Genomic DNA, 25,225 nt, shown 5'->3' on the forward strand with positions numbered 1-25,225 from the left:
TTCCCACGCTCCGCGTGGGAATGCCTCAATGGACGCTCTGCGTCCGCTTTGGGACGCGGAGCGTCCCGGGCTGCATTCCCACGCGGAGCGTGGGAACGATCAACGCTCTGCGTGGGAACGATCAATTGCGCTTAGCCGCGTCTGTCGAGCAAGTTGACCACCACCCGATCCACCCAGCCCCAGATCCGCTGCTTCACCCGCCGCCACAGTGGCCGTTTCCGCCATTCCTCCAGGCTCACCTGCTGACTCAGGCCGAAGTCCTTCTCGAAACTCGCCGCCACCGCTGCCGTCAGTGACGGGTCCAGCGCTTCCAGATTTGCCTCAAGATTGAAGCGCAGATTCCAGTGATCGAAATTGCACGAGCCGATGCTGACCCAGTCGTCCACCAGCACCATTTTCAGGTGCAGGAAACACGGCTGGTACTCGTAGATTTTCACCCCGGCCTTGAGCAGGCGCGGGTAGTAGCGATGCCCCGCATAACGCACCGACGGATGATCGGTACGCGGCCCGGTCAGCAGCAGACGTACATCGAGGCCACGGGCGGCAGCCTTGCGCAGGGAGCGGCGGATTTTCCAGGTCGGCAGAAAGTACGGTGTGGCCAGCCAGATCCGCTGCTGGCCGCTGTTCAGCGCGCGGAACAGCGATTGCAGAATGTCGCGATGCTGGCGGGCGTCGGCGTAGGCCACGCGGCCCATGCCCTCGCCCGTGTCCGGCACGCGGGGCAGCCGTGGCAGGCCGAAATGCGCGTTGGGCCTCCAGGCCCGGCGATGGCGGTTGGCGATCCATTGACGGTCGAACAGCAGTTGCCAGTCGAGCACCAGCGGGCCGGTGATCTGCACCATGACCTCGTGCCATTCGCTGGTGTCGTGGCCCGGCGTCCAGAACTCGTCGGTGACCCCGGTGCCACCGACCACCGCCAGACGCTGGTCGACCAACAACAGCTTGCGGTGATCGCGATAGAAATTGCCGACCCAGCGCCGCCAGTTCAGCCGATTGTAAAAACGCAGCTCGACCCCGGCCCCGGTCAGCCGCCGGCGCAGCGTGAGAGTGAAGGCGAGGCTGCCGTAATCATCGAACAGGCAACGCACCCGCACGCCCCGCTCCGCCGCCAGTACCAGCGCCTGCACGATGGTTTCGGCACAGGCACCGGCCTCCACCAGATACAGCTCCAGTTCGACCTGCTCGCGGGCGCGGGCAATCTCGTCGAGCATGCGCGGGAAGAATTGCGGGCCGTCGATCAACAGCTCGAAGCGGTTGCCATTACGCCACGGAAACACCGCGCCGCGCATGTCAGCGCGCCGTGAAGATCAGCACCGCACCCACCGGCACCGACAGACTGATGGCCGACAGGCCGGCCATGTTGCGCAGGCTTTCCAGGCCCGGCAGCAGATCGAAATCCTCGGCGCTGATCACCAGCGGCTCCAGGGTCACCACCTGAAAGCGTCGGTCATCGAGGCGCGTGGCGAGCAGCTCGGCGGGGTATTCATGCTGTTTGCCGTGCAGGTTGACGGTCAGCGGCAGGCGCAATTCAAGCTGCGCGCCGGGGGCCAGATCGTTGATCGGGCGCAGGTCGATCTGGGTGGTGATGGTCGCTTCGGGGAATTGTTCGATCTGGAACAACTCCTTGCGCATGCGCTCGTCGCGCAGGGGGATGCCGCTGTTGATCGAGTCCAGCTCGACCTCGACCACGGCGCGCCCGTCGGGATCGACCTTGCCGTGCAGCACCAGAAAGCGCTGCACTTCGGATACGTTGGCGTTTTTCGTGCTGACGAACGACAGCCGCGACGACTCGCCGTCCAGATACCAATTGGCCTGGGCCGGCAGCACAGCTGCGCCCAGCAGCAGGCCGGCGAAGGCGTTGCACAGAGAACGGTTGAACATTGAAAACTCGTGGGGCCGATAAACGTGCACGAACCTTAACTGGCCTTGGCGTTATTGCAAACTGTCAGTCTGTGCAAACACTCAGGCCAATGCCTGCTGCACCTCGCCGATGGTCGACGCGAGGCTGTTGAGGTGCAGGCTCAGCACCCGTTCCACCGGCGCCTGATCCATCGGCCAGTGCAGCGCCATGCTGCCGACCAGCCGCCCTTGCGCACAAATCGGCAACGCCACCGCGCGAATCAGGAACGGCAGGCGCACCGGGTATTCCCAATAACCTTCGGTGCGCTGGCCGAAACCCTGATGCAAGGCTTGTTCGGTGGCCTGCAACACTCCGTCATCCGCTAACTGTTCGCGTTCGGCCAAGCGCTTTACGTCCTGGCTGTCGAGCTCGCCAAGGCAGGCGCGGCCCATCGCCGAATGAAACAGGCTGGCGTGATGGCCGACGATCTGGCAGTTGGTTGGATAGCGCTTGCGCAACACCTGCGGGATCGCACTTTCCATCACTTCAACCCGTTCGCCGTCGAAGCACGACAGATCCGCCACCAGCCCGGTGCGCTCGCTGAGCTCCAGCAGCATCGGCGCGGCGCTTTCCACCAGGTGGCGTTTGAAACGTTGCTGACGATCACCGAACAGCCGTTTGGCGCACAACCGGTAGCGGCGGTCGCTGAGGCCGCGATAGATCCAGCCCTGCTCCTGCAAGGTCGCGAGCATCCGCGACACCGTGGCCTTGGGCAGGGTTGTCAGGTAGTGCAACTCTTCCAGCCCCAACGCCTGATGCTCGCCAAGCAACTCGACGATGGCCAGCGCCCGTTCGACCGAGCGCACGCTGCCGGTGTCTGCCTTGCTGCCCATGTGTTCGACCTCCATGGATACGGATGAAAGATCACTTCGTGCAGCAAGATGCGGGCCGCTCAGGCCGATTGCAGGCATGCCGGCGGTCGCCGTTCGACCCAGCGGGTCAGTTGTTCATGAGCGTAGGCCAGTTGCAGCACCGCCCGATCCGCCTGGGCCGGGCCGATGATTTGCAGGCCCATCGGCAACCCGGCCGGGTTGAAACCCACCGGCACGCTGATGCTCGGCAACCCCGCCAACGTCGGGCCTATTACCACTTCCATCCAGCGGTGATAGGTGTCCATGGTCTGCCCGCCGACGACTCGCGGCCACGCTTGCTGTGCATCAAAAGGGAACACCTGGGCGGTGGGCAGCAGCAGGAAATCGTAACGCTCGAACAACTCGCTCAACGCGCGATACCACTCGCTGCGCGCGACCGACGCCTGATAGACCTCGGCAGCGGTCAGACGCAGACCGCCCTCGATTTCCCATTGCGCTTCGGGTTTGAGCAATGACCGTTTTTGCGGATCGGCATACGCCGCGCCGAGGCTGCCCTGCACCAGAAAATGCCGGTGGGTGAGCCAGGTCTGCCACAGGCGCTCCATGGAAAAGTCCGGCTGGCAGGCCTCGACCTGACAGCCCAGCGCACTGAAATCCGCCAGCGCCGACTCGCACAGGCTCAACACGCCATCGTCCATCGGCAGATAGCCGTTGTAATCGCCGAGCCAGCCGAGGCGCAGGCCGTTGCAGTCCTGTTGCAGATCCAGGCTGAAGTCCCGTGGTTCATCGGCCAGCGATAGCGGCACGCGCGGATCGTAGCCGGCCTGGGTCGAGAGCAATCGCGCGACGTCGGTGACCGTGCGCCCCATCGGCCCTTCGGTGGCCAGTTGCTGGACGAACACTTCCGGCATCGGCCCATGGGGCACACGCCCTTGGGACGGGCGGAAGCCGAACACGTTGTTGAACGCCGCCGGGTTACGCAGCGAGCCCATCATGTCACTGCCGTCGGCCACCGGCAGCAGGCGCAGGGCCAGTGCCACCGCTGCCCCGCCGCTGCTGCCGCCGGCGATCAGGCCCGGATCGTAGGCGTTGGTGGTGGTGCCGAACACGCTGTTGTAGGTCTGCGAACCGAGACCGAACTCCGGGACGTTGCTTTTGCCGATGATGATCGCGCCACAGTCGCGCACCCGCGCCACACTGATCGCATCGTGCTGCGGCACTTGCTCGGCGAACAGCGGCGAGCCGAGGGTCGTGCGCAATCCGGCGGTGGCCGCCAGATCCTTGATCGCCTGGGGCATGCCGTGCATCCAGCCTCGGGACTCGCCGCGATCCAGTTGCCGGTCACACTCATCGGCCTCGCTTAACAACACGTCCTGAGGGCGCAGCGAGACCAGCGCGTTGACCGCCGGATTGAAACGGTCGATGTGCGTCAGATACGCCTGCATCACCTCGCGGCACGACACCTTGCGGGCATGGATCGCCCGGGACAGCGCATCGGCGTCGAGGGCGACAATCGGATCAATGGCCAACGGACTCACGGCTTCACTCCCAGGTTGAGCGCAACGGATTTCTTCGCGCGTGGAGCCTCCTGCAAACAGTAAGTACCGAGCAGGGTCAGCAGGCAAGCGAACAAGACATAGAACGACGGCGCCACCGGGGTGTTCAGAACTTTACTCAGCCAGGTGACGATCAGCGGCGCAAAACCACCGAACACCATCACCGCCACGTTGTAGGCCACCGACACGCCGGTGGAGCGCACCTCAATCGGAAACTGCTCGGCCAGCGCCGTCGGAGCCGGGCCGAAGAACCCGCCAATCGCTGCGCACAGCAGCAGTTGCATCACCAGCAAGCGCTCGATCGAAGGCGCTGCCGCGACCCACACATACAGCGGATAAACCATGACGAAGAACGCCAGGGTGAAGGCCATCAGCACCGGCCGCCGACCGAGGCGATCCGACAGCGCGCCGGACAATGGAATCACCACGGTCATCAACCCCACCGCCAGCATCTGCACCAGCAACACCTGATCCAACGGCAGGCCGAGGTTCTTGTGGGCGAAGGTCGGCATGTTCACCAGCACTACGTAAAACGATACCGTCGCGCCGCACGCCAGGCCCATCGACACCAACAGGCTGCGGCGATGTTCGCGCAGCACCTGCCACAGGCCCGGTGCTGCGCCTTTGGCTTTCTTGCGCGCTTCGAGAAATTCTTCCGGTTCTTCCATGTGCTTGCGAATCCACAAGCCCACCGGGCCGATCAACAGGCCGAGCACGAACGGAATCCGCCAGCCCCAACTGTCCAGCGCCTCGGGGGAAAACAGGTGCGTGACCAGCGCCACCATCGCCGCGCCGCTGAACACCGCCAGGCATTGCCCGACCAGTTGCCACGAGCCGTACAAACCCTTGCGATGGGCCGGTGCGCTCTCCACCAGAAACGCCGTGGCGCTCGCATATTCACCGCCCGTGGCAAAGCCCTGAAGCATTCGCGCCACCACGATCAGCAGCGGCGCGCCCATGCCGATGGCGGCGTAGTTCGGCGCGAACGCGATCAGGGCGATGGACACGGTCATCAGGCGGATGATCATCTGCATCGCGGCTTTGCGACCTTTGCGGTCGGAATAGATGCCGAGCAGGATGCCGCCCACCGGGCGCATGAAAAAGCCGACGCCGAAAGTCGCCAGCGCCATCAGCAGCGAGGCGTAGTCGTCGTCGGACGGGAAAAACTGCCGGGCGATGATGCTCGCCAGAAAGCCGTAAACGATGAAGTCGTACCATTCCAGGGCGTTGCCGATGACGGCGGCGACCACTTGCCGGGTGCGCGAAACGCCTGCGTTCGAAGTCTGCATGGGGATTCTCCAGAAGCTGTGGGTTGACCACGCAGGCACGTGCGCACCTGCGTTCCAGCGGCAGCAAAAAGTGAAGAAATCAGGCCGGCTCGAGCCAGCTCTCGGTGAGCGCGCCCCAATACGCCGCGCCGGTCAGCAGAATGTCATCGTTAAAATCGTACGCCGGGTTATGCACCATCGGCCGCGCCACGCCGTTGCCGATGAACAGGTACGCGCCGGGGCAGCGCTGGAGCATCCAGGCGAAGTCTTCGCTGCCCATCAGTTTCGGAGTGTTGCCATCGACGGCATCGGCGCCCACCAGTTCGACGCCGACCTGACGAGCGAACTCGGTTTCGGCGGCGTGGTTGACCAGCACCGGGTAGGCCGGGCGGTGTTCGATGGTCGAGGTGCAGCCGAAGCTTTCGGCCTGGGACTCGATGATCGAGCGCACGCGGTCCAGTGTCTGAACGCGGACTTCGGCGTTCAGTGCACGCAGGCTCAGGCGCAGGATCGCCTGTTGCGGAATCACGTTCGCCGCCTCGCCGGCTTGCAACGCACCGACCGTCACCACCGCCGCCTGCTGCGCATCGATGTTGCGCGCGACCACGGTTTGCAAAGCCATCACCACACTGGCTGCGGCCACCAACGGATCCACCGCCAGATGCGGCATCGAACCGTGGCCGCCGACGCCTTCGATGGTCACGGTGAGCAAGTCCTGCGAAGCCATCATCGGCCCTTCGCGAAAGCCCAGATGCCCCGCCGGCAGGCCCGGCATGTTGTGCATGCCGAACAGCGCATCGCACGGGAAGCGTTCGAGCAGGCCATCGGCGAGCATCGCTTCGGCGCCGCCCTGGCCCTCTTCAGCCGGCTGAAAAATCAGCGTCAGGGTGCCGTCGAACTGGCGGGTCGCCGCCAGATAACGCGCCGCACCGAGCAACATCGCGGTGTGCCCGTCGTGGCCGCAGGCGTGCATGCAGCCTTGATGCCGGCTGCTGTAGGCGACGCCGGTGTTCTCGATGATCGGCAGCGCATCCATGTCGGCCCGCAGCCCGAGCTTGCGTGTGCTGCTGCCGTTGCGCAGCACGCCGACCACGCCGGTCTTGCCGACCCCGGTGTGAACTTCATATCCCCACTCTTCCAGCGACCTGGCGACCAGCGCCGAGGTGCGGCTTTCTTCGAAACCGAGTTCAGGGTGGGCGTGAATGTCCTGGCGGGTGGCGTGCAGGTCGCCGGCCACGTCGTTGAGCCAGGCCAGAATGTGCTGATGTCGGGGCATGACGGATCTCCTCGCGCGGGTGTTCCCGGTCTTTTTGTTCGGTGTTGTTTCACGACACGTGAACGGCAGGTCGTGCTCACCGCCAGATAACCGCGAGACACGCGAGAGGACAATCGAATGTGGTTCCACAGGGTGGAACCGGATCAGGGTTTCAGGCGACAGCCCTGGCGTTCGCCTTGCCATTGGGCGCTGTTGCTGCGTCCCAGGCCGCTGGCGGTGACGATCTTTTGTGTGCGGTCATCGGTCAGTTCACTGGGCAGCCACTGCTTCACGTAGCCCCGGCAATATTCGGCGTCGTTGTTCATCACGTAGCGGCACGAACAATATTCCTTGGCGGTGTAGGCGCTGATGATGTCCGGGAAGGCCCACAGGTTTTCGCGCTCGTGCCAGCCCCAGCCCAGCAGCACGATTAACAGAACCAGCAGAACACGTCTGAACAGTTTCATGGCCGCACCGCCCCGAGCACGCGCTTGAGCAATTCGTTGTGGCGATAGCTGCCGTCGCGGTCATCGGCGTAGCGCACGATCAGCAGTTTTTCGCTCGGAATCACGTACAGCGCCTGGCCCCAGTGGCCGAGGGCGGCGAAGGTGTCGGGCGGTGCGTCGGGCCATGGCGTCGGCGCGCCGTCTGCCGGGCGATTGAGCCACCACTGGCCGCCGGGCACGGCTTCATCCTGATGGGCCTTGTAGCCGGCGAAGGGTTGGCGGTTGAAGGCGACCCAATCCTTGGGCAACAACTGCCGGTCGTTCCAGCGTCCGTCCCGTTCCATCAGCAGGCCGATTCGCGCCAGATCCCGGGCGGTCATATAAGCGTAGGAAGAGGCGACGAAGGTGCCGGTGGCGTCGGTTTCCCACGTGGCATGGCGGATGCCCAAGGGATCGAAAAGCGCTGTCCACGGATAGTCGGGATAACGCTGTGGGCCGACGATGGTTTTCAGCGCCGCCGCCAACAGATTGCTGTCGCCGCTGGAATAACGGAACGCCTGGCCCGCTGGCGCGTAGCTGTCGTGATCGGCGGTGAAGGCGGCCATGTCGCGGTGGCCACGGGTGTAGAGCATCGCCACCACCGAGGATTTCAGCGGGGCGTATTCGTAGTCTTCCTGCCAGTCGATACCCGAGGCCCAGTGCAGCAGATCCTTGAGGGTGATGGCCGGGTGTTTTTCCAGCGTCGGGTAGAACTTCGCGACGGGATCATCGAGCTTGAACAGGCCTTCGCCGTACGCCACGCCGAGCACCGTGGCCATCAGGCTTTTGCTGATCGACCAGGTCAGGTGCGGGGTGTCGGCGGTGGTCGCGGCGGCGTAGCGTTCGTAGATGAGCTGACCGTCGCGGATCACCAGCAAGGCGTCGGTGCGGATGCCTTGGCGGGTGTTGTCATCGCGGGTCGGGAAGGCATAGGCCTCCAGTGCCTCGACGGCTGGGCCGGTGAGTTTCGCGCCGGTCGGCCATTGCTCGCCCGGCCATTGTTCGGCCTGAACCGTGAAGCTGATCAGCAGCAGAAACAGGGACAGGCCTTTGAACATGGTGAGGGCTCTGGGGATGAACCTGAGAAGACTAGCCGGCGTTCATGACAGATGTGTTTTGGTTTGCCGCCAACGCCTTGGCCAGACGCTTGGCCCGCGCGCCTGCCGCCAGTTGCATGACTGATTGATCGCGCTGCCACATCGCCGCCCATTCGGGATTGCCGTCGCGCAGTGCCTGATCAACCTCCGGTTTGAGCCCGTCGAACTGCGCAAACAATCCGCCGAGCAACACATGCCCCGCCGGATTGTTCGGCGGCTGCCGACTGACTTCCGCACATCCGGCCAACAGCGCCAGCAAGCGCAATTGCAGCGGCTGCGGCCAGCCGCTGTCCTGACCGACGCCGCACAACCACGCGGTCATTGCACTCAACACGTAAACGTCTTCAAGGGTGCGGAACGGTTTGACATAAGCATCCCAACCGTCCCCGGCGAGCAACTCGCACAACGCATCGTCGAGATGCAACCGGCCATGGCTGATATCCGGCATCAACGGCAGCGCCGGGAGTTTTTCCACCCGCACGCCGGGTTCGCCGGGGTACACCACCGCCAGGCTCAGGCGCGGTGATTCGCCGGGTTGTTCACTGCGCGCGGCGATCAGCAGCCAGTCCGCCGCATCGCCGGCGGTGACGAAATCCTTTTGCCCGGTGAGGCGCAGATCCGTGAGCCGGGTCTGCATGTCCGCCGGGCGCAGGCTGCGCTGCTCGGTCGCGCACATCGCACCGAGGCTCGGCGGCGCGCTCGGCCAGAGCATGCGCAGCGCCGCCTGATAACCCACCAGAAACGCCAGCCCCGGCGTCGCCATCCGCCGCCCTCCCGCCACCGCCAGTTCGAACGGCGTCACGCTGCCCAGTTGATGCAGCAACGTGGCGAAACCCTCCGCCAGGTCGGCAACGGCGGGCAGGCGTTCGCGGCATTCCAGCAGGGTCGACCAGGTCATCAGAGGCTCCTTGTGGGCTGTCATATAAGCATCACCAAACATTCATGGCGATGACACCGGGGCTACATAGCCTGACTTTGCACAACACGGCTGCATAAAGAAAGTCGATCGGCTGCAACCCATGACGGGTTCAAGGCCCGTACGGAGATTCACATGACTCAGATCGCCCGCATCAGCGACACCGGCAATGAACGCCGCCTGCAAGCCGAACGCCTGATCGGCGCCGAGGCTTTGCAGCAAGCCCAGGCCTTGCGCTTCAACGTGTTCAGCGGCGAGTTCAACGCCAAGCTGAATGGCGCGGAGCTAGGTCTGGACATGGATGACTATGATGTTCACTGCAGCCACATCGGCGTGCGTGACCTGAACACCGGCCGCCTGGTGGCGACCACCCGTTTGCTCGATCACACCGCCGCCAGCAGCCTGGGCAAGTTCTACAGCGAAGAAGAATTCAGCCTGCACGGCCTCGCCGGTCTGCAAGGCCCGATCCTGGAAATCGGCCGCACCTGCGTCGACCCGGCCTACCGCAACGGCGGCACCATCGCTGTGCTTTGGGGCGAACTGGCCGAAGTCCTCAATCAGGGCGGCTACAGCTACCTGATGGGTTGCGCGAGCATCCCGATGCAGGACGGCGGCGTGCAGGCCCACGCGATCATGCAGCGCCTGCGCGAGCGTTATCTGTGCACCGAACACCTGCGCGCCGAACCGAAGAATCCGCTGCCAAGCCTCGACATTCCGTCGAACGTGATCGCCGAAATGCCGCCGCTGCTCAAGGCCTACATGCGCCTGGGTGCGAAGATCTGCGGCGAGCCGTGCTGGGACGAAGACTTCCAGGTCGCCGACGTGTTCATCCTGCTCAAGCGCGACGAACTCTGCCCGCGCTACGCCAAGCACTTCAAGGCGGCCGTGTAATGAGCCGGCTGCGGGTGTACGCGCGGATCGCGCGAGTGCTGCTGGTGGTGACACTGGGGTTGAGCATGGCCAGTGTCTTCGGATTATTCGAACGTCTGGGGCTGGCCCATTCGATGGAGCGTCGGCAGCGCTGGTCGCGGTTTTTCATGGCGCGTTTGAGCAATGCCCTGCCCTTTCGCGTGACCGTGCATGGTGAGCTGCCGAAGCAGCCGATGCTGTGGGTCAGCAACCATGTTTCGTGGACCGACATTCCGCTGCTCGGGATGCTCACGCCGCTGTCGTTTCTGTCCAAGGCCGAAGTACGCACCTGGCCGGTGGCCGGTTGGCTCGCGGCGAAGGCCGGCAGCCTGTTCATCCGTCGCGGATCGGGCGACAGCCAGTTGATCCGCAAGCAGATGACCCGTCACCTGCAAACCGCTCATCCGCTGCTGATGTTCCCGGAAGGCACCACCACCGATGGCCGTTCGCTGCGCACCTTTCATGGTCGCCTGTTGTCGGCGGCGATTGATTCCGAGGTGATGCTGCAACCAGTGGCGATCCGTTACCTGCGCGACGGCAAGATCGATTCGCTGGCGCCGTTCATTGGTGACGATGATCTGCTGTCGCACCTGATGCGCCTGTTCAGCAACGACTGCGGCGATGTCGAAATCCATCTGCTCAAGCCGATTGCCTGCCACGGTCGGGAGCGCGCGGCATTGGCGTACGAGGCCCAGCAAGCGGTGCAGAAAGCCTTGTTCGGTGATGTGCTCAAACCGGTCGAAGCACAACATGCCCGCGATCTGATAGCGGCCTGATCGGCGACATCTATCTACAGCTGCCGGCCGGCAAAGTCCTGCAGCTGTGGGTAGAACAAACGAAAGTCCTCGCTCAACGGCTCATACAACCGCCGCAACTCCTCCATCGCCCCCGCCAGCTCTTCGGGTCGGGTCAGGCGCCGGGAGATTCCACGCAACACCTGCTCCAGCACTTCGAACTCCTGATACGAGCCCAACCAGTCATTGGCGACCATGTGCGGGGCGATCTTCGCCAGGCGCTCGGGCAATTGCCGCTCGCTGGACAGCACGCGGTAAACGTCGGTGGTGAATTGGCCCAACGGACGGTCGGCGTACTGCGTCCAGTCCCGCGCCAGGCAATGGTCGAAAAACACGTCGAGAACGATGCCCGCGTAACGGCGGCGAGTCGTCGAAAACCGCGCCAGTGAAGCGTCCACCAATGGATGGCGATCAGTGAACACGTCGATCTGTCGATGCAGGGCAATCGCCGCTTCGATCTCCGGCTCGAACTGCCCTTGCAGCCGCCCTTTGACGAAATCGCCATACAGACTGCCGAGCAGTTGACCGGGGCGCTGGCCACCGAGGTGTAAATGTGCGAGATAGTTCATGGGCGCAGCTTAGCACCGCGCCCGCAATTGTTTACACCTCACATATCGTTATAACCCGATATACCGATTTATGCGGTCATCAGATCAAATTCATATTGGTGTATCGCGAAGTACCGATATAAAGTTCGCCTCATCGCGATATAGCGCTACACACATCACGAGCACCCAGCCATGAACATTGACCTCGACGAAATAATAAAAGCCCTGGCACACCCAGTACGGCGAGACATCCTCAACTGGCTGAAAGACCCGAAAGCCCAGTTTCCGGAACAGATCCACAACCACGAGTACGGCATCTGCGCCGGGCAGATCGATCAACGCTGCGGCCTGTCGCAGTCGACCGTCTCCGCCCACCTGGCCACCCTGCAACGGGCCGGGCTGATCAGCAGCCAGAAGGCCGGCCAGTGGCACTTTTTCAAACGCAACGAGGACGTGATCCAGGCGTTCCTCAGCACCCTCAGCAAAGAGCTCTGACCCTTAACGTCAGCCAGCCAAAAGGATTAAACGATGCCCCTCTCGCTACTCATACTCGCCTTGAGCGCCTTCGCCATCGGCACCACCGAGTTCGTCATCATGGGCCTGCTGCCCAATGTGGCGGCTGACCTCGGCGTGTCGATTCCCGGTGCCGGCTGGCTGGTGACCGGCTACGCCCTGGGCGTGGCGATTGGTGCACCGTTCATGGCAATGGCCACTGCAAAACTGCCGCGCAAGGCTGCACTGGTAACGCTGATGGGCATCTTCATTATCGGCAACCTGCTCTGCGCCATCGCCACTGATTACAACGTGCTGATGTTCGCCCGAGTGGTTACCGCCCTCTGCCACGGTGCGTTCTTCGGCATCGGCTCGGTGGTGGCGGCCAACCTGGTGGCACCGAACAAGCGCGCCTCGGCCGTGGCCCTGATGTTCACCGGCCTGACCCTGGCCAACGTGCTGGGTGTACCGCTGGGCACCGCCCTCGGTCAGGAAGCCGGCTGGCGCTCAACCTTCTGGGCAGTGACCGTGATCGGGGTGATCGCGCTGATCGGCCTGATCCGCTTCCTGCCGGCCAAGCGTGACGAAGAAAAACTCGACATGCGTGCCGAACTGGCCGCCCTCAAGGGCGCCGGCATCTGGCTGTCGCTGAGCATGACCGCGCTGTTCGCCGCCTCGGTATTCACCCTGTTCACTTACGTCGCTCCATTGCTGGGCGATGTCACCGGCGTCTCGCCCCGTGGCGTGACCTGGACCCTGATGCTCATCGGCCTGGGCCTGACCGTCGGCAACATCATCGGCGGCAAACTGGCCGACAAGGGCCTCGCCGCGACGCTGATCGGCGTGTTCATCGCCATGGCCGTGACCTCCACCGTCCTGACCTGGACCAGCATCGCCCTGATCCCCACCGAAATCACCCTGTTCCTCTGGGCTACCGCGTGTTTCGCCGCCGTGCCGGCTCTGCAAGTGAACGTCGTGACCTACGGCCAGGCCGCACCGAACCTGGTGTCGACCCTGAACATCGGCGCCTTCAACGTCGGCAACGCCCTCGGTGCCTGGGTCGGCGGCAGCGTCATCGCCCACGGCTACGGCCTGACCAGCGTGCCTCTCGCCGCTGCTGCGCTGGCGGTCCTCGCGCTGCTGGTGACCCTGATCACATTCCGCCAGAACGGCAATCCCGAGCTGGCCACCGCTAACTGATTCACTCACTTACCTCACGAGGGTTGTATCTCATGGCAACAATTTTCGATCCGATCAAACTGGGCGACCTCGAGCTGTCCAACCGCATCATCATGGCGCCGCTGACCCGCTGCCGCGCCGACGAAGGCCGCGTACCGAACGCGCTGATGGCCGAGTATTACGTACAACGCGCCTCGGCCGGCCTGATCCTCAGCGAAGCCACTTCGGTGACCCCGATGGGCGTCGGCTACCCGGACACCCCGGGCATCTGGTCCAACGACCAGGTGCGCGGCTGGACCAACGTGACCAAGGCCGTTCACGCCGCCGGCGGCAAGATCGTCCTGCAACTGTGGCACGTCGGCCGGATCTCCCACCCGTCGTACCTGAACGGCGAAACACCGGTTGCACCGAGCGCCATCCAGCCTAAAGGCCATGTAAGTCTGGTTCGCCCTCTGGCCGATTACCCAACCCCGCGTGCGCTGGAAACCGCTGAAATCGCCGACATCGTCGACGCCTACCGCGTCGGCGCGGAAAACGCCAAGGCGGCGGGTTTCGACGGCGTGGAAATCCACGGCGCCAACGGCTACCTGCTCGACCAGTTCCTGCAAAGCAGCACCAACCAGCGCACCGACAACTACGGCGGCTCCCTGGAAAACCGTGCCCGCCTGCTACTGGAAGTGACCGACGCGGCGATCGAAGTCTGGGGCGCCGGTCGTGTCGGCGTACACCTGGCACCGCGTGCCGACTCCCATGACATGGGCGACGACAACCTGGCCGAGACCTTCACCTACGTCGCTCGCGAACTGGGCAAGCGTGGCATCGCCTTCATCTGCTCCCGCGAGAAAGAAGGTGCCGACAGCCTCGGCCCACAACTGAAGGAAGCCTTCGGCGGCGCCTACATTGCCAATGAGCGCTTCACCAAGGACAGCGCCAACGCATGGCTGGCCGAGGGCAAGGCTGACGCCGTGGCATTCGGCATCCCGTTCATTGCCAACCCGGATCTGCCGGCCCGTCTGAAGGCCGATGCTCCGCTGAACGAACCGCGGCCAGAGCTGTTCTACGGCAAGGGCCCGGTCGGCTACATCGACTACCCAACGTTGTAATCACTACGCCTTGCAATTTAAAAGCCCCGGACTCGCAAGAGCCGGGGCTTTTTGTTTATCAGGAGGGCGACTACTTGCGAAATAAACCATTACATAGATCGCATGCACTTCGACTTTGGTACTGTTATTTTCGCATCCTCCAACTAAACAAAAAGAGAAACCGTCATGAATGACACAACAAACGACACCATTTCAAAAGACGAAAACAACCATGAAGAAACTCAAATCAAAACATTTGAAAACACTATTTTAACTTCCATTTTATCAAGCTCAACCTATTTAATTAATCCAGTCGCCGCCAGTATTTTAAGCACTGTACTTTCCAACATCACCGACGACGAACACAACAAGACTACTACTCACTTAGAACTTGAAGACGAATTTCAAACCGTTATCAAAAAAGCTCAACAACAGGAAGAAAAAACCTGGAATACGATTAAACACGAAGGCAATAACAGTATTCTAATCAATATTTACAATGGAACTTCGGAAACATTTTCACTCACTCAATGCAGCTGGGATACCAGTGGACTCCAAGGAGAGGATCTGGTCATCCACCCTTGGCAATACATGCAGTTCATACTACGCAGTACGCCTCCAGCGCTTTCTGGTGGGGCGAAACGGCGAAGATCAACTCCCGTCGGACATGCGTTTACTTGCTCCGGTGAAAAGCAAGCCTTTCATTTCACAACCTCAGTAAAGTTAACGGCTCCCTATGAACCGTTCGCCTTTGACACGAAAATAATCCCCAACCGCGAACATAACGTTCGTTCTATTGGTAAAGAACCACTCACCGTCAAATCTCATATAACCCGGCACCAGTCCGCTCGTCCTTACAGCTATGCCATAGTGATCAACTTAGGTTAAGCACGACCGCCCGTATAACCAATTATTGGGCTGTTGTGAACCGAGATTACTTAGTTCGCAACCATTCAAGTAAAAAGATCCCTTTGATCGTAAAGCGGTATGCACTCAAGGATGCTCCACGGTCGGCCACATCGACTACCGACAGTATTCGTCAATTACAGAAATACGAAAAAAGCCCTGGACTCAAAAGAGTCGGGGCTTTTTTGTTTATCGTAGGCCTGACGCAGCTCCAATAGGGGATCACGTCAGGATTGATTGTCTGGCACTTACCCTCTCTCACATTCCAGACACAAAATTCCTACAAAATACTGAGCTAGCAATCTGTCAATCAAGTGAACGTGCGTATATAAAAGCAGCCCATTACCGCACCGTGCGTGAAGCACCGTTCATTTTCAACATCACGGTTGACACCCACGGACCAATAACGAATTTTGTTTCATTTGCGCAGGCTGGGGCTCCAGCGCAGCATGTCCAGCCCGGTATCGACCCAACGCTCCGCCTCGGCGTACAGATCGAAGCTGTCCGGCGCCAGGAGCCATCCATAAAGGAGGCCGTCGATATAGGCGTGAATGCTGATGGCTGCCCGGGCGGTGTCGAGGTCCGCCGGCAACTGCCCACGATTGACCGCATTACTCAATGTCAGCGCGATCCGCACATTGCAATCGAGGCTGGCGGTCCGGCGCTGCTGACGCAGATCGCACATTTCATCGGTGAACTCGCACTTATGAAACAGAATTTCGTTGATACGCCGGGTCTTCGGATCCAGTGCAACTTTATGAAACAAATGAATCAGCAATTGGCGCATGCAGCCCAGTGGATCAGGTTCGTCCTCGCTTTCGCTGGCCTTGGCCAGTTCGTCCAGCGGCTCATGCAGAGTATCGAGCATGGCTTGCAACAGATCTGCCTTGTTGCTGAAGTGCCAGTAGATGGCACCTCGCGTCACCCCCGCCAGGGTCGCGATATCCGACAACGTCGTGCGCGCCACGCCCCGCTCATAGAAGGCTTTCTCGGCCGCTTCGAGAATCTGGCTGCGCGTTTCCTGAGCTTCCTCTTTGGTACGACGGACCATGGCAGTAAAACCTCAAACAGGATGTTTCAGGGATGGCTGAATATCCGCTGAATAAAAAAGGGTCGATCTCTCGCGGATCGGCTCCCCGGCCTACAATTTCAGACCTTGCGACGACTTTTGTAACAGGGTGGATACGACGCCAAGGTGTTTACAAACAACCATGAACGTAAGTATATTCATTAGCAAGCTACTTATCCACCCGGTAACCCTTTTTTACCCTTCCACACTTCTTGTGCGCTTTTCGCGCGCCTGACCCGAGGATCTTCATGCAATTCAAGCCAGCTGTTACCGCTCTGGTCACTGCCGTCGCCCTGGCATCGCTGCTCAGCGGATGTAAAAAGGAAGAGGCGGCTCCCGCCGCACCACCTCCTCAGGTCGGCGTCGTCACCCTGCAACCACAAGCCTTTACCCTGACTTCCGAACTGCCGGGCCGCACCAGCGCGTTCCGAATTGCCGAAGTTCGTCCACAGGTAAACGGCATCATTCTCAAGCGTCTGTTCAAGGAAGGCGGCGATGTCAAAGCCGGCCAGCAGCTGTATCAGATCGATCCGTCGGTCTATGAAGCGACCCTGAAAAGCGCCGAAGCCAACCTGCGTTCGACCAAGTCGATCTCCGACCGCTACAAGCAACTGGTCGACGAACAGGCTGTCAGCCGTCAGGAATACGACACCGCCGTGGCCAACCGCCTGCAATCGGAAGCGTCGCTGCAGAGCGCGCAGATCAACGTGCGTTACACCAAGGTCTACGCACCGATCTCCGGTCGTATCGGCCGCTCTTCGGTGACCGAAGGCGCGCTGGTCAGCAGCGGCCAGACCGATGCGATGGCCGTGATCCAGCAACTGGATCCGATCTACGTCGACGTCACCCAGTCCTCGGTGGAACTACTGGAACTGCGCCGCGAACTGGAAAGCGGTCGTCTGCAGAAGGCCGGCGACAACGCCGCTGCGGTCAAGCTGACCCTCGAAGACGGCAGCCAGTACAAACTCGACGGTAAGCTTGAATTCTCCGAAGTGTCGGTCGACCAGACCACCGGTTCCGTGACCCTGCGCGCCGTGTTCCCGAACCCCGACCACACTTTGCTGCCGGGCATGTTCGTCCACGCGCAGTTGCAGGCCGGTGTGAACAGCGCCGCGATCCTCGCACCGCAGCAAGGCGTGACCCGCGACCTCAAGGGCACCCCGACTGCGCTGGTCGTCGGTCCGGACAACAAGGTCGAGCTGCGTCAGCTCAAGGCCAGCCGCACCGTCGGCAGCCAGTGGCTGATCGAAGACGGCCTGAAGGCCGGAGATCGTCTGATCACCGAAGGGCTGCAATTCGTCAAACCGGGTGTTGAGGTCAAACCGACCGAAGCGACCAACGTCGGCAAGAAGAACCCGGCCCCCGCTCAGGCAGCTGACAAAGCCGCCGGCGGCAAAGGGGAGTAATCCATGTCAAAATTTTTCATCGACCGTCCGATTTTCGCCTGGGTAATTGCCCTGGTGATCATGCTGGTCGGGGCACTTTCGATCCTGAAACTGCCAATCAACCAGTACCCGAGCATTGCGCCACCGGCCATTGCAATCTCCGTGACCTACCCGGGTGCTTCGGCACAGACGGTTCAGGACACCGTGGTGCAAGTGATCGAGCAGCAGCTCAACGGTATCGACAACCTGCGTTATGTGTCCTCGGAAAGTAACTCCGACGGCAGCATGACCATCACCGCGACCTTCGAGCAAGGCACCAACTCCGACACCGCGCAGGTCCAGGTCCAGAACAAGCTGAACCTGGCCACCCCGCTGCTGCCGCAAGAAGTGCAGCAACAGGGTATCCGCGTGACCAAGGCAGTGAAGAACTTCCTGCTGGTGATCGGCGTGGTGTCGCGTGACGGCAGCATGACCAAGGACGACCTGTCCAACTACATCGTGTCGAACATGCAGGACCCGATCTCGCGGACCGCCGGTGTCGGTGACTTCCAGGTCTTCGGTGCCCAGTACGCAATGCGCATCTGGCTCGACCCGGCCAAGTTGAACAACTTCAACCTGACCCCGGTCGACGTGAAAACCGCGATTGCGGCGCAGAACGTCCAGGTGTCGTCCGGTCAGCTCGGTGGCTTGCCTGCCGTGCAGGGCCAGCAGCTGAACGCCACGATCATCGGCAAGACCCGTCTGCAGACCGCCGAGCAGTTCAAAGAGATTCTGCTCAAGGTCAACAAGGATGGCTCTCAGGTCCGTCTGAAAGACGTCGCCGACGTCGGCCTGGGTGGCGAGAACTATGCGATCAGCGCCCAGTTCAACGGCAGCCCGGCGTCCGGTCTGGCGGTAAAACTGGCCAACGGCGCCAACGCCCTCGACACCGCCAAGGCACTGCGCAAGACGATTGACGACCTCAAGCCGTTCTTCCCGCAAGGCATGGAAGTGGTGTTCCCGTACGACACCACCCCGGTGGTGACCGAGTCGATCAAAGGCGTGGTTCACACCCTGGTCGAAGCGATTGCGCTGGTGTTCCTGGTGATGTTCCTGTTCCTGCAGAACTTCCGCGCCACCGTCATCACCACGATGACCGTGCCGGTGGTATTGCTCGGTACGTTCGGCATCCTCGCAGCGGCCGGTTTCAGCATCAACACCCTGACCATGTTCGGCATGGTGCTGGCCATCGGCTTGCTGGTGGACGACGCCATTGTCGTGGTGGAAAACGTCGAGCGGGTGATGAGCGAAGAAGGCTTGTCACCGAAGGAAGCGACCAAAAAATCCATGGGCCAGATCCAGGGCGCCCTGGTCGGTATCGCCCTGGTGCTGTCGGCGGTGTTGCTGCCGATGGCATTCTTCAGCGGCTCCACCGGTGTGATCTACAAGCAGTTCTCGATCACCATCGTGTCGGCCATGGCGCTGTCGGTACTGGTCGCGCTGATCTTCACCCCGGCGCTGTGCGCCACCATGCTCAAGGCGATTCCGCACGGTGAGCACGGCACGCCGAAAAAAGGTTTCTTCGGCTGGTTCAACCGCAACTTCGACCGTGGCGTCAACAGCTACGAGCGCGGTGTTGGCAACATGTTGTCGCGCAAGGCGCCGTATCTGCTGGCGTACCTGCTGATCGTGGTCGGCATGATCTGGCTGTTCACCCGCATCCCGACCGCGTTCCTGCCGGAAGAAGACCAAGGCGTTCTGTTCGCCCAGGTGCAGACACCAGCCGGTTCCAGTGCCCAGCGTACTCAGGTGGTGGTGGATGAAATGCGTGAATTCCTGCTGCGTCCGACCAAGGACGGCGGTGAAGGCGACGCAGTAGCCTCGGTGTTCACCGTGACCGGCTTCAACTTCGCCGGCCGTGGCCAGAGCTCGGGTATGGCGTTCATCATGCTCAAGCCGTGGGACGAACGTAACGCCGACAACAGCGTGTTCAAACTCGCCGCCCGCGCCCAGCAGCACTTCTTCAGCTTCCGCGATGCGATGGTGTTCGCCTTCGCCCCGCCGGCAGTACTGGAGCTGGGTAACGCCACCGGTTTCGACGTGTTCCTGCAGGACCGCGCCGGTATCGGTCACGAGAAGTTGATGGCTGCACGCAACCAGTTCCTCGGCATGGCCGCGCAGAGCAAGGTGCTCACGCAGGTCCGTCCGAACGGTCTGAACGATGAACCGCAGTTCCAGCTGGAAATCGATGACGAGAAGGCCAGTGCCCTGGGCATCACCATCTCCGACATCAACAACACCCTGTCGATTGCGCTGGGCAGTAGCTACGTCAACGACTTCATCGACCGCGGTCGGGTGAAGAAGGTGTACGTGCAGGGCCGGCCAGACTCGCGAATGAGCCCGGAAGACCTGAAGAAGTGGTACGTACGCAACGCCGCCGGCACCATGGTTCCGTTCTCCGCGTTCGCCAAGGGCGAGTGGATCTACGGTTCGCCGAAGCTGGCGCGTTACAACGGCGTTGAAGCGGTCGAGATCCTCGGTGCCCCGGCGCCGGGTTACTCCACCGGTGAAGCGATGGCCGAAGTCGAGGCGATTGCCAAGAAACTGCCGGCCGGTGTGGGTATCTCGTGGACCGGTCTGTCGTACGAAGAACGACTGTCCGGTTCGCAGGCTCCGGCGCTGTACGCCCTGTCGCTGCTGATGGTGTTCCTGTGTCTGGCGGCGCTGTATGAAAGCTGGTCGATTCCGATCGCGGTCATGCTCGTGGTTCCGCTGGGGATCATCGGTGCGCTGATGGCCACCAGCCTGCGCGGTCTGTCGAACGACGTGTACTTCCAGGTGGGTCTGTTGACGACCATCGGTCTGGCGGCTAAAAACGCCATTCTGATCGTCGAGTTCGCCAAGGAATTGCACGAGCAGGGACGCAGTCTGCGCGATGCGGCGATTGAAGCCTGCCGCATGCGTCTGCGACCGATCATCATGACGTCGCTGGCCTTCGTCCTCGGTGTTGTACCGTTGGCTATCTCCACCGGCGCAGGCTCGGGCAGTCAACACGCGATCGGTACCGGCGTGATTGGCGGTATGCTCACCGCGACGATCCTGGCGATATTCTGGGTTCCACTGTTCTTCGTCACTGTGTCGTCCATGGGTCAGCGCAAAAACGCCGGCAAGGATGACGCCATAGAAACTCCTAAAGAGGCTGGCCAATGAGCAAGTCGCTACTCTCCATCGCAGTCGCCGCCTTCGTGCTGAGCGGTTGCTCGCTGATACCGGATTATCAGCAGCCGCAAGCACCGGTGGCGGGCCAATACCCGCAGGGCCCGGCGTACTCGCCGGCCCAGGCACCGGCGCAGGCCGCTGCCGAACAGGGTTGGAAGCAGTTTTTCCATGACCCGGCCCTGCAGCAGCTGATCCAGGTCGCCCTGGAAAACAACCGCGACCTGCGTGTCGCGGCGCTGAACATCGACGCCTACGCGGCTCAATACCGCATCCAGCGCGCCGACCTGTTCCCGGCCGTGTCGGCCAACGCCAGCGGCAGTCGTCAGCGGGTTCCGGCCCGTGCGTCGCAGACTGGTGAAGCGGCCATCAGCAGTTCCTACTCCGCTACCGTCGGCATCAGCGCCTACGAACTCGACCTGTTCGGTCGGGTTCGCAGCTTGAGCGAACAAGCGCTGCAACAATACTTCGCCACCGAAGAAGCGCGCCGCAGCACCCAGATCAGCCTGGTGGCCAGCGTGGCCAACGCCTACCTGACCTGGCAGGCCGACAAGGAACTGCTGAAGCTGACGCAGGACACCCTCGGTGCCTTCGAGGAAAGCTACAAGCTGACCAGTCGCAGCAACGAAGTCGGTGTGGCCTCGGCGCTGGACCTGGCGCAGTCACGCACCTCGGTGGAAAACGCCCGGGCACAACTGGCGCGTTACACCCGCCAGGTCGCCCAGGACGAAAACAGCCTGACCCTGCTGCTCGGCACCGGCATACCGGCCAACCTGCAAGCGGCCAAGCCGCTGTCGGATGACCTGCTGGCCGACGTACCGGCCGGTCTGCCGTCGGATCTGCTGCAACGTCGTCCGGACATCCTGCAGGCCGAGTACAACCTGAAGGCCGCCAACGCCAACATCGGCGCGGCCCGTGCAGCGTTCTTCCCGAGCATCAGCCTGACCGCCAACGCGGGCAGCCTGAGCCCGGACCTGTCCGGCCTGTTCAAGGGTGGTTCGGGCACGTGGCTGTTCCAGCCGCAGATCAACCTGCCGATCTTCAACGCCGGCAGCCTGCGCGCCAGCCTCGACTACGCCAAGATCCAGAAGGACATTGGCGTGGCGAACTACGAGAAGTCCATTCAAACGGCCTTCCAGGAAGTCGCCGACGGCCTGGCCGCGCGCCAGACCTACACCGAGCAGTTGCAGGCCCAGCGGGACTTCGTTCAGGCGAACCAGGATTACTACCGCCTCGCCGAGCGTCGCTATCGTATTGGCGTCGACAGCAACCTGACCTTCCTCGATGCCCAGCGTCAGCTGTTCAGCGCGCAACAATCGCTGATCACCGACCGCCTCGCGCAGCTGACCAGTGCGGTCAACCTGTACAAGGCCTTGGGCGGTGGCTGGAATGCGCAGACCGCGCAGAACGAGCCGCTCAAAGAAGAAGCGCCGAAGATGAAGTTGTTCTGATCATCTGCTGAATACAAAAAGCCCACCGTTTGGTGGGCTTTTTGTTGCCCGCAAATCTTGCGTTCGATAATCGCCCAAATTTCACTTTCGCCGATTGAATCGCCTCGCCCGCGCCCCGCACCATTCGAGCCACAAAACCAATAACAACAGGTTCGACACCATGCTCCCGCGCCCTGCTCCTCCCGGCTGATCGCCGCCGCTTCGCCTCTGAATCCATCGAATGTCTGCGCCTTGAAAAACGGCCGCAGCGCCCCCGTTTGCCCCAAAAAAACAAGAGAGACCCGAGCCCATGACAACCTCCCCTGCGCCCTACGCACTTCCCGGTCTGATCGCCCTCGCCCTGGCCGGCATCGCGCTGCCCGCTGCGGCTGAAGAAGCCGGTTTTATCGACGGGGCCAAGGTCAACCTGAACCTGCGCAACTTCTACATCAACCGCAACTTCACCAACCCGACCAAGGCTCAGGGCAAGGCTGAAGAGTGGACGCAGAACTTCATCCTCGACGCCAAATCCGGTTTCACCCAGGGCACCGTCGGGTTCGGTCTGGATGTGCTGGGGTTGTACTCGGTGAAGCTCGATGGCGGCAAAGGCACCGGCGGCACGCAACTGTTGCCGCTGGATCATGACGGACGCCCGGCGGACAACTTCGGCCGCACCAACGTCGCGTTCAAAGCCAAGCTGTCGCAAACCGAAGTGAAGGTCGGCGAGTGGATGCCGGTGCTGCCGATCCTGCGTTCGGACGACGGCCGCTCGCTGCCGCAGACCTTTCGCGGCGGCCAGATCACCTCGAAGGAAATCGACGGCCTGACCCTCTACGGCGGCCAGTTCCGCGCCAACAGCCCGCGCGACGACAGCAGCATGAGCGACATGTCGATGACCGGCAAAGCCGCGTTCACTTCCGATCGCTTCAACTTTCAGGGCGGCGAATACGTGTTCAACGACAAGCGCACCCAGATCGGCCTGTGGAACGCTGAACTCAAAGACATCTACAGCCAGCAATACGTCAACTTGATCCACAGCCAGCCGCTCGGCGACTGGACCCTGGGGGCCAACCTCGGTTTCTTCTATGGCAAGGACGACGGCAGTGCCCGCGCCGGCGAACTCGACAACAAGACCTGGTCAGGCCTGTTCTCCGCAAAATACGGTGGCCACACCTTCTACGTCGGCCTGCAGAAACTCACCGGCGACAGCGCCTGGATGCGCGTCAACGGCACCAGCGGCGGCACCCTGGCCAACGACAGCTACAACGCCAGCTACGACAACGCTCAGGAACGCTCCTGGCAGGTCCGCCACGACTACAACTTCGTTGCCCTGGGCATCCCTGGCCTGACCCTGATGAACCGTTACATCAGCGGCGACAACGTGCACACAGGAACCATTACCGACGGCAAGGAATGGGGCCGCGAATCGGAACTGGGCTACACCGTGCAGAGCGGCGCGCTGAAGAACCTGAACGTCAGATGGCGCAACTCGACCATGCGCCGCGACTTCAGCAACAACGAGTTCGACGAGAACCGCCTGATTATCAGTTATCCGATCAGTTTGCTGTGACTGTGAAAACGGCGCTCCCGACGAGCGCCGTCTTTGACCGCTGGTCATTTGAGTCTGGCAAGCCACCAAGACCCGGTTACATTTAAGCGGTACTTTTTATTCTCCAGCCTGCAGTAGGAGTCATTTACCTTCCGTTATCTCCGGATGCCGTACGCGAAGCACACCTTGACCATGGAGGTCAGGTATGAAAAAGCGAATAGTGATCGTCGGTGGCGGTGTAGGCGGAACCATGCTGGCCAATCAACTGGTCGGCAAGCTGTATCCCGAAATCCTGCGCGACGAAGTCTCGATCATCCTCCTGTCGGAATCCCCCGATCATTACTACAAACCTGCGTTCATGTACGTGGCGTTCAACCTGTTCTTCAAAGAAGAACTCAAACGCCCGGAACGCTCGTTGTTGCGACCTGAAATCGACTTTCAGGTTGAAAAGGTCATACGGTTCGACTTCAACAACCAACGCCTCAAAACCCATAGCGGCAAGTTTTTTGCCTACGACTTTCTGGTCATCGCCACCGGTTGTGTGCCCGCTCCGGAACGCATCGAAGGGTTGAAAGAGGCCGGCGACCATTTCTATCAATACGAACCGGCGCGCCAACTGGCGCAACGTCTGAGCACGATTGAAAAAGGTCGGATTTTCATTACCGTGTCTTTTCCGCAGACTCCCAATGTGCCGCACCAATGCGGTATTGCTCCGGTAGAAACGACACTCATGCTGCATGATTTTCTGTGCCGTCGTGGTGTTCGCAAGAACGTGGAGATCATCTACACCTACCCGACTACCGCCCAGCTGTTGCGCAACTGTCTGTTCCTGCAACGCCCGACCGGAGAGATCCTGCCGGGCATTTTCGACAAAGCGGGCATCCAGTATCGGCGCGGTTTCACTCTGAGCAAAGTCGATCCCGACGCAAAAATCGCCTACTCCCATGAAGGCGCGGACGAACCGTTCGACATCCTGATGGCAACCCCGCCGATCCGCGCCGTGGATGCGGTGCTGGAGTCCGGAATTTCCCAGGCACCCAACAACGAAGGCTGGTTGCCGACCAACCACGAAACCCTGCAAGTCTATGGACTGAAAGGGGTCTACGTGATCGGCGACACCGTTGACCTGCCGGTGAGCAAGGCCGGTGGAGCCTGCCATAACCAGGCACCGGTGATCGCCAACAACATCGCCGCCGAAATCCGTCTGGGGCACCCCATCAGTGCCTATGACGGTCGCGTTCAGGCCGTTGCGCAAATGGGCCTGAATGCCGGAATGCCGCTTTGGTACGACTACAGCCGTGACGTACTGCCGACGCCACCGACCAAACTCGGGGGTCTGCTGCGCAACAGCTTCAATCGCGGTCTGTACTGGGCGGTGGCCCGTGGAATGCTTTGACC

At 61.5% G+C, this 25,225-nt stretch carries 22 protein-coding genes; 11 read left to right on the top strand and 11 right to left on the bottom strand.

Annotated elements, in window-relative coordinates; all coding sequences use genetic code 11:
- Positions 1-131: 131 nt before the first annotated feature.
- From BMZ46_RS05205 to BMZ46_RS05245, 9 genes are all read right to left on the bottom strand, one after another.
- A complete protein-coding gene (locus BMZ46_RS05205) occupies positions 132-1,289 on the bottom strand; it encodes a phospholipase D-like domain-containing protein (RefSeq protein ID WP_074691052.1) in 1,158 nt (385 codons plus the stop codon).
- A 1-nt stretch (position 1,290) separates the two neighbouring features.
- Complete coding sequence (locus BMZ46_RS05210; protein ID WP_039771474.1) at positions 1,291-1,881, bottom strand: YceI family protein; 591 nt, start codon at positions 1,879-1,881, stop codon at positions 1,291-1,293.
- Between the two features lie 81 nt (positions 1,882-1,962).
- On the bottom strand, positions 1,963-2,733 hold the full coding sequence (locus BMZ46_RS05215; protein WP_039771471.1) for an IclR family transcriptional regulator: 771 nt from the start codon (positions 2,731-2,733) through the stop codon (positions 1,963-1,965).
- A 59-nt stretch (positions 2,734-2,792) separates the two neighbouring features.
- Positions 2,793-4,250, bottom strand: a complete 1,458-nt coding sequence (locus tag BMZ46_RS05220; RefSeq protein WP_074691051.1) for an amidase — start codon at positions 4,248-4,250, stop codon at positions 2,793-2,795.
- Positions 4,247-5,557 carry a citrate-proton symporter gene (locus BMZ46_RS05225; protein WP_064594013.1) on the bottom strand — a complete coding sequence of 437 codons (1,311 nt, stop codon included), beginning with the start codon at positions 5,555-5,557 and terminating at the stop codon, positions 4,247-4,249. Before BMZ46_RS05225 ends, BMZ46_RS05220 begins: the two co-directional genes overlap by 4 nt.
- A gap of 79 nt (positions 5,558-5,636) precedes the next feature.
- Positions 5,637-6,812 (bottom strand): M20 aminoacylase family protein, encoded by a 1,176-nt coding sequence (locus tag BMZ46_RS05230; protein ID WP_074691050.1) that lies wholly within the window; start codon positions 6,810-6,812, stop codon positions 5,637-5,639.
- 143 nt (positions 6,813-6,955) lie between these two features.
- Complete coding sequence (locus tag BMZ46_RS05235) at positions 6,956-7,258, bottom strand: amidase (RefSeq protein WP_074691049.1); 303 nt, start codon at positions 7,256-7,258, stop codon at positions 6,956-6,958.
- Complete coding sequence (locus BMZ46_RS05240; protein WP_074691048.1) at positions 7,255-8,334, bottom strand: serine hydrolase domain-containing protein; 1,080 nt, start codon at positions 8,332-8,334, stop codon at positions 7,255-7,257. The genes BMZ46_RS05235 and BMZ46_RS05240 overlap by 4 nt, the downstream gene beginning before the upstream one ends.
- A gap of 31 nt (positions 8,335-8,365) precedes the next feature.
- A complete protein-coding gene (locus tag BMZ46_RS05245) occupies positions 8,366-9,271 on the bottom strand; it encodes an acyl-CoA dehydrogenase middle domain-containing protein (RefSeq protein ID WP_074691047.1) in 906 nt (301 codons plus the stop codon).
- Between the two features lie 153 nt (positions 9,272-9,424).
- Here BMZ46_RS05245 and olsB point away from each other — a divergent pair, with 153 nt between their 5' ends.
- Together olsB and BMZ46_RS05255 are read left to right on the top strand one after the other, a co-directional pair.
- Positions 9,425-10,180: an L-ornithine N(alpha)-acyltransferase gene (gene olsB, locus BMZ46_RS05250; protein ID WP_007957877.1), complete on the top strand. Its 756-nt coding sequence runs from the start codon at positions 9,425-9,427 to the stop codon at positions 10,178-10,180.
- Positions 10,180-10,974: a lysophospholipid acyltransferase family protein gene (locus tag BMZ46_RS05255; RefSeq protein ID WP_074691046.1), complete on the top strand. Its 795-nt coding sequence runs from the start codon at positions 10,180-10,182 to the stop codon at positions 10,972-10,974. Before olsB ends, BMZ46_RS05255 begins: the two co-directional genes overlap by 1 nt.
- Before the next feature lie 14 nt (positions 10,975-10,988).
- On the opposite strand, the gene BMZ46_RS05260 is transcribed toward BMZ46_RS05255, so the two are convergent.
- On the bottom strand, positions 10,989-11,561 hold the full coding sequence (locus BMZ46_RS05260; RefSeq protein WP_039771450.1) for an acyl carrier protein phosphodiesterase: 573 nt from the start codon (positions 11,559-11,561) through the stop codon (positions 10,989-10,991).
- A gap of 171 nt (positions 11,562-11,732) precedes the next feature.
- On the opposite strand from BMZ46_RS05260, the gene BMZ46_RS05265 reads away from it, so the two are divergent.
- The 4 genes from BMZ46_RS05265 (at position 11,733) to BMZ46_RS28970 (ending at position 15,181) form a co-directional block, all read left to right on the top strand.
- A complete protein-coding gene (locus BMZ46_RS05265) occupies positions 11,733-12,035 on the top strand; it encodes an ArsR/SmtB family transcription factor (RefSeq protein ID WP_007957866.1) in 303 nt (100 codons plus the stop codon).
- Positions 12,036-12,068: 33 nt separating this feature from the next.
- Positions 12,069-13,232: an MFS transporter gene (locus tag BMZ46_RS05270; RefSeq protein WP_011332833.1), complete on the top strand. Its 1,164-nt coding sequence runs from the start codon at positions 12,069-12,071 to the stop codon at positions 13,230-13,232.
- 32 nt (positions 13,233-13,264) lie between these two features.
- The gene (locus BMZ46_RS05275; protein WP_074691045.1) at positions 13,265-14,314 is read left to right on the top strand and encodes an alkene reductase; all 1,050 of its coding nucleotides are present in this window, start codon (positions 13,265-13,267) and stop codon (positions 14,312-14,314) included.
- A gap of 165 nt (positions 14,315-14,479) precedes the next feature.
- On the top strand, positions 14,480-15,181 hold the full coding sequence (locus tag BMZ46_RS28970; protein WP_139184856.1) for a hypothetical protein: 702 nt from the start codon (positions 14,480-14,482) through the stop codon (positions 15,179-15,181).
- 436 nt (positions 15,182-15,617) lie between these two features.
- Here BMZ46_RS28970 and BMZ46_RS05280 read toward each other — a convergent pair whose 3' ends face one another.
- A complete protein-coding gene (locus tag BMZ46_RS05280; RefSeq protein WP_039771446.1) occupies positions 15,618-16,250 on the bottom strand; it encodes a TetR family transcriptional regulator in 633 nt (210 codons plus the stop codon).
- Positions 16,251-16,516: 266 nt separating this feature from the next.
- Between BMZ46_RS05280 and emhA the strand changes: the two genes are divergently transcribed.
- The 5 genes from emhA to BMZ46_RS05305 all read left to right on the top strand — a co-directional run bounded on the left by emhA (position 16,517) and on the right by BMZ46_RS05305 (position 25,223).
- Positions 16,517-17,674, top strand: coding sequence for an efflux RND transporter periplasmic adaptor subunit EmhA (gene emhA / locus BMZ46_RS05285; protein WP_039771445.1), 1,158 nt, complete (start codon positions 16,517-16,519; stop codon positions 17,672-17,674).
- Between the two features lie 3 nt (positions 17,675-17,677).
- Entirely contained in the window at positions 17,678-20,842 is a 3,165-nt protein-coding gene (emhB, locus tag BMZ46_RS05290; protein WP_039771443.1) for an efflux RND transporter permease subunit EmhB, read from the top strand.
- The gene (gene emhC / locus BMZ46_RS05295) at positions 20,839-22,299 is read left to right on the top strand and encodes an efflux RND transporter outer membrane subunit EmhC (RefSeq protein ID WP_064593991.1); all 1,461 of its coding nucleotides are present in this window, start codon (positions 20,839-20,841) and stop codon (positions 22,297-22,299) included. Before emhB ends, emhC begins: the two co-directional genes overlap by 4 nt.
- A gap of 289 nt (positions 22,300-22,588) precedes the next feature.
- Entirely contained in the window at positions 22,589-23,848 is a 1,260-nt protein-coding gene (locus BMZ46_RS05300; protein ID WP_074691044.1) for an OprD family porin, read from the top strand.
- A 184-nt stretch (positions 23,849-24,032) separates the two neighbouring features.
- Positions 24,033-25,223 carry an NAD(P)/FAD-dependent oxidoreductase gene (locus BMZ46_RS05305; protein ID WP_074691043.1) on the top strand — a complete coding sequence of 397 codons (1,191 nt, stop codon included), beginning with the start codon at positions 24,033-24,035 and terminating at the stop codon, positions 25,221-25,223.
- Positions 25,224-25,225: the final 2 nt, after the last annotated feature.

The organism is Pseudomonas sp. NFIX49, assembly GCF_900115915.1.
In the GTDB taxonomy this organism is placed as follows: Bacteria; Pseudomonadota; Gammaproteobacteria; order Pseudomonadales; family Pseudomonadaceae; genus Aquipseudomonas; species Aquipseudomonas pharyngis.

Bases quoted from the DNA above. Each gene is read 5' to 3' on its own strand.
- BMZ46_RS05205 (WP_074691052.1), bottom strand. From the start codon at position 1,289: ATGCGCGGCGCGGTGTTTCCGTGGCGTAATGGCAACCGCTTCGAGCTG.
- BMZ46_RS05210 (WP_039771474.1), bottom strand. From the start codon at position 1,881: ATGTTCAACCGTTCTCTGTGCAACGCCTTCGCCGGCCTGCTGCTGGGC.
- BMZ46_RS05215 (WP_039771471.1), bottom strand. From the start codon at position 2,733: ATGGGCAGCAAGGCAGACACCGGCAGCGTGCGCTCGGTCGAACGGGCG.
- BMZ46_RS05225 (WP_064594013.1), bottom strand. From the start codon at position 5,557: ATGCAGACTTCGAACGCAGGCGTTTCGCGCACCCGGCAAGTGGTCGCC.
- BMZ46_RS05230 (WP_074691050.1), bottom strand. From the start codon at position 6,812: ATGCCCCGACATCAGCACATTCTGGCCTGGCTCAACGACGTGGCCGGC.
- BMZ46_RS05235 (WP_074691049.1), bottom strand. From the start codon at position 7,258: ATGAAACTGTTCAGACGTGTTCTGCTGGTTCTGTTAATCGTGCTGCTG.
- BMZ46_RS05240 (WP_074691048.1), bottom strand. From the start codon at position 8,334: ATGTTCAAAGGCCTGTCCCTGTTTCTGCTGCTGATCAGCTTCACGGTT.
- BMZ46_RS05245 (WP_074691047.1), bottom strand. From the start codon at position 9,271: ATGACCTGGTCGACCCTGCTGGAATGCCGCGAACGCCTGCCCGCCGTT.
- olsB (WP_007957877.1), top strand. From the start codon at position 9,425: ATGACTCAGATCGCCCGCATCAGCGACACCGGCAATGAACGCCGCCTG.
- BMZ46_RS05255 (WP_074691046.1), top strand. From the start codon at position 10,180: ATGAGCCGGCTGCGGGTGTACGCGCGGATCGCGCGAGTGCTGCTGGTG.
- BMZ46_RS05260 (WP_039771450.1), bottom strand. From the start codon at position 11,561: ATGAACTATCTCGCACATTTACACCTCGGTGGCCAGCGCCCCGGTCAA.
- BMZ46_RS05265 (WP_007957866.1), top strand. From the start codon at position 11,733: ATGAACATTGACCTCGACGAAATAATAAAAGCCCTGGCACACCCAGTA.
- BMZ46_RS05270 (WP_011332833.1), top strand. From the start codon at position 12,069: ATGCCCCTCTCGCTACTCATACTCGCCTTGAGCGCCTTCGCCATCGGC.
- BMZ46_RS05275 (WP_074691045.1), top strand. From the start codon at position 13,265: ATGGCAACAATTTTCGATCCGATCAAACTGGGCGACCTCGAGCTGTCC.
- BMZ46_RS28970 (WP_139184856.1), top strand. From the start codon at position 14,480: ATGAATGACACAACAAACGACACCATTTCAAAAGACGAAAACAACCAT.
- BMZ46_RS05280 (WP_039771446.1), bottom strand. From the start codon at position 16,250: ATGGTCCGTCGTACCAAAGAGGAAGCTCAGGAAACGCGCAGCCAGATT.
- emhA (WP_039771445.1), top strand. From the start codon at position 16,517: ATGCAATTCAAGCCAGCTGTTACCGCTCTGGTCACTGCCGTCGCCCTG.
- emhB (WP_039771443.1), top strand. From the start codon at position 17,678: ATGTCAAAATTTTTCATCGACCGTCCGATTTTCGCCTGGGTAATTGCC.
- emhC (WP_064593991.1), top strand. From the start codon at position 20,839: ATGAGCAAGTCGCTACTCTCCATCGCAGTCGCCGCCTTCGTGCTGAGC.
- BMZ46_RS05300 (WP_074691044.1), top strand. From the start codon at position 22,589: ATGACAACCTCCCCTGCGCCCTACGCACTTCCCGGTCTGATCGCCCTC.
- BMZ46_RS05305 (WP_074691043.1), top strand. From the start codon at position 24,033: ATGAAAAAGCGAATAGTGATCGTCGGTGGCGGTGTAGGCGGAACCATG.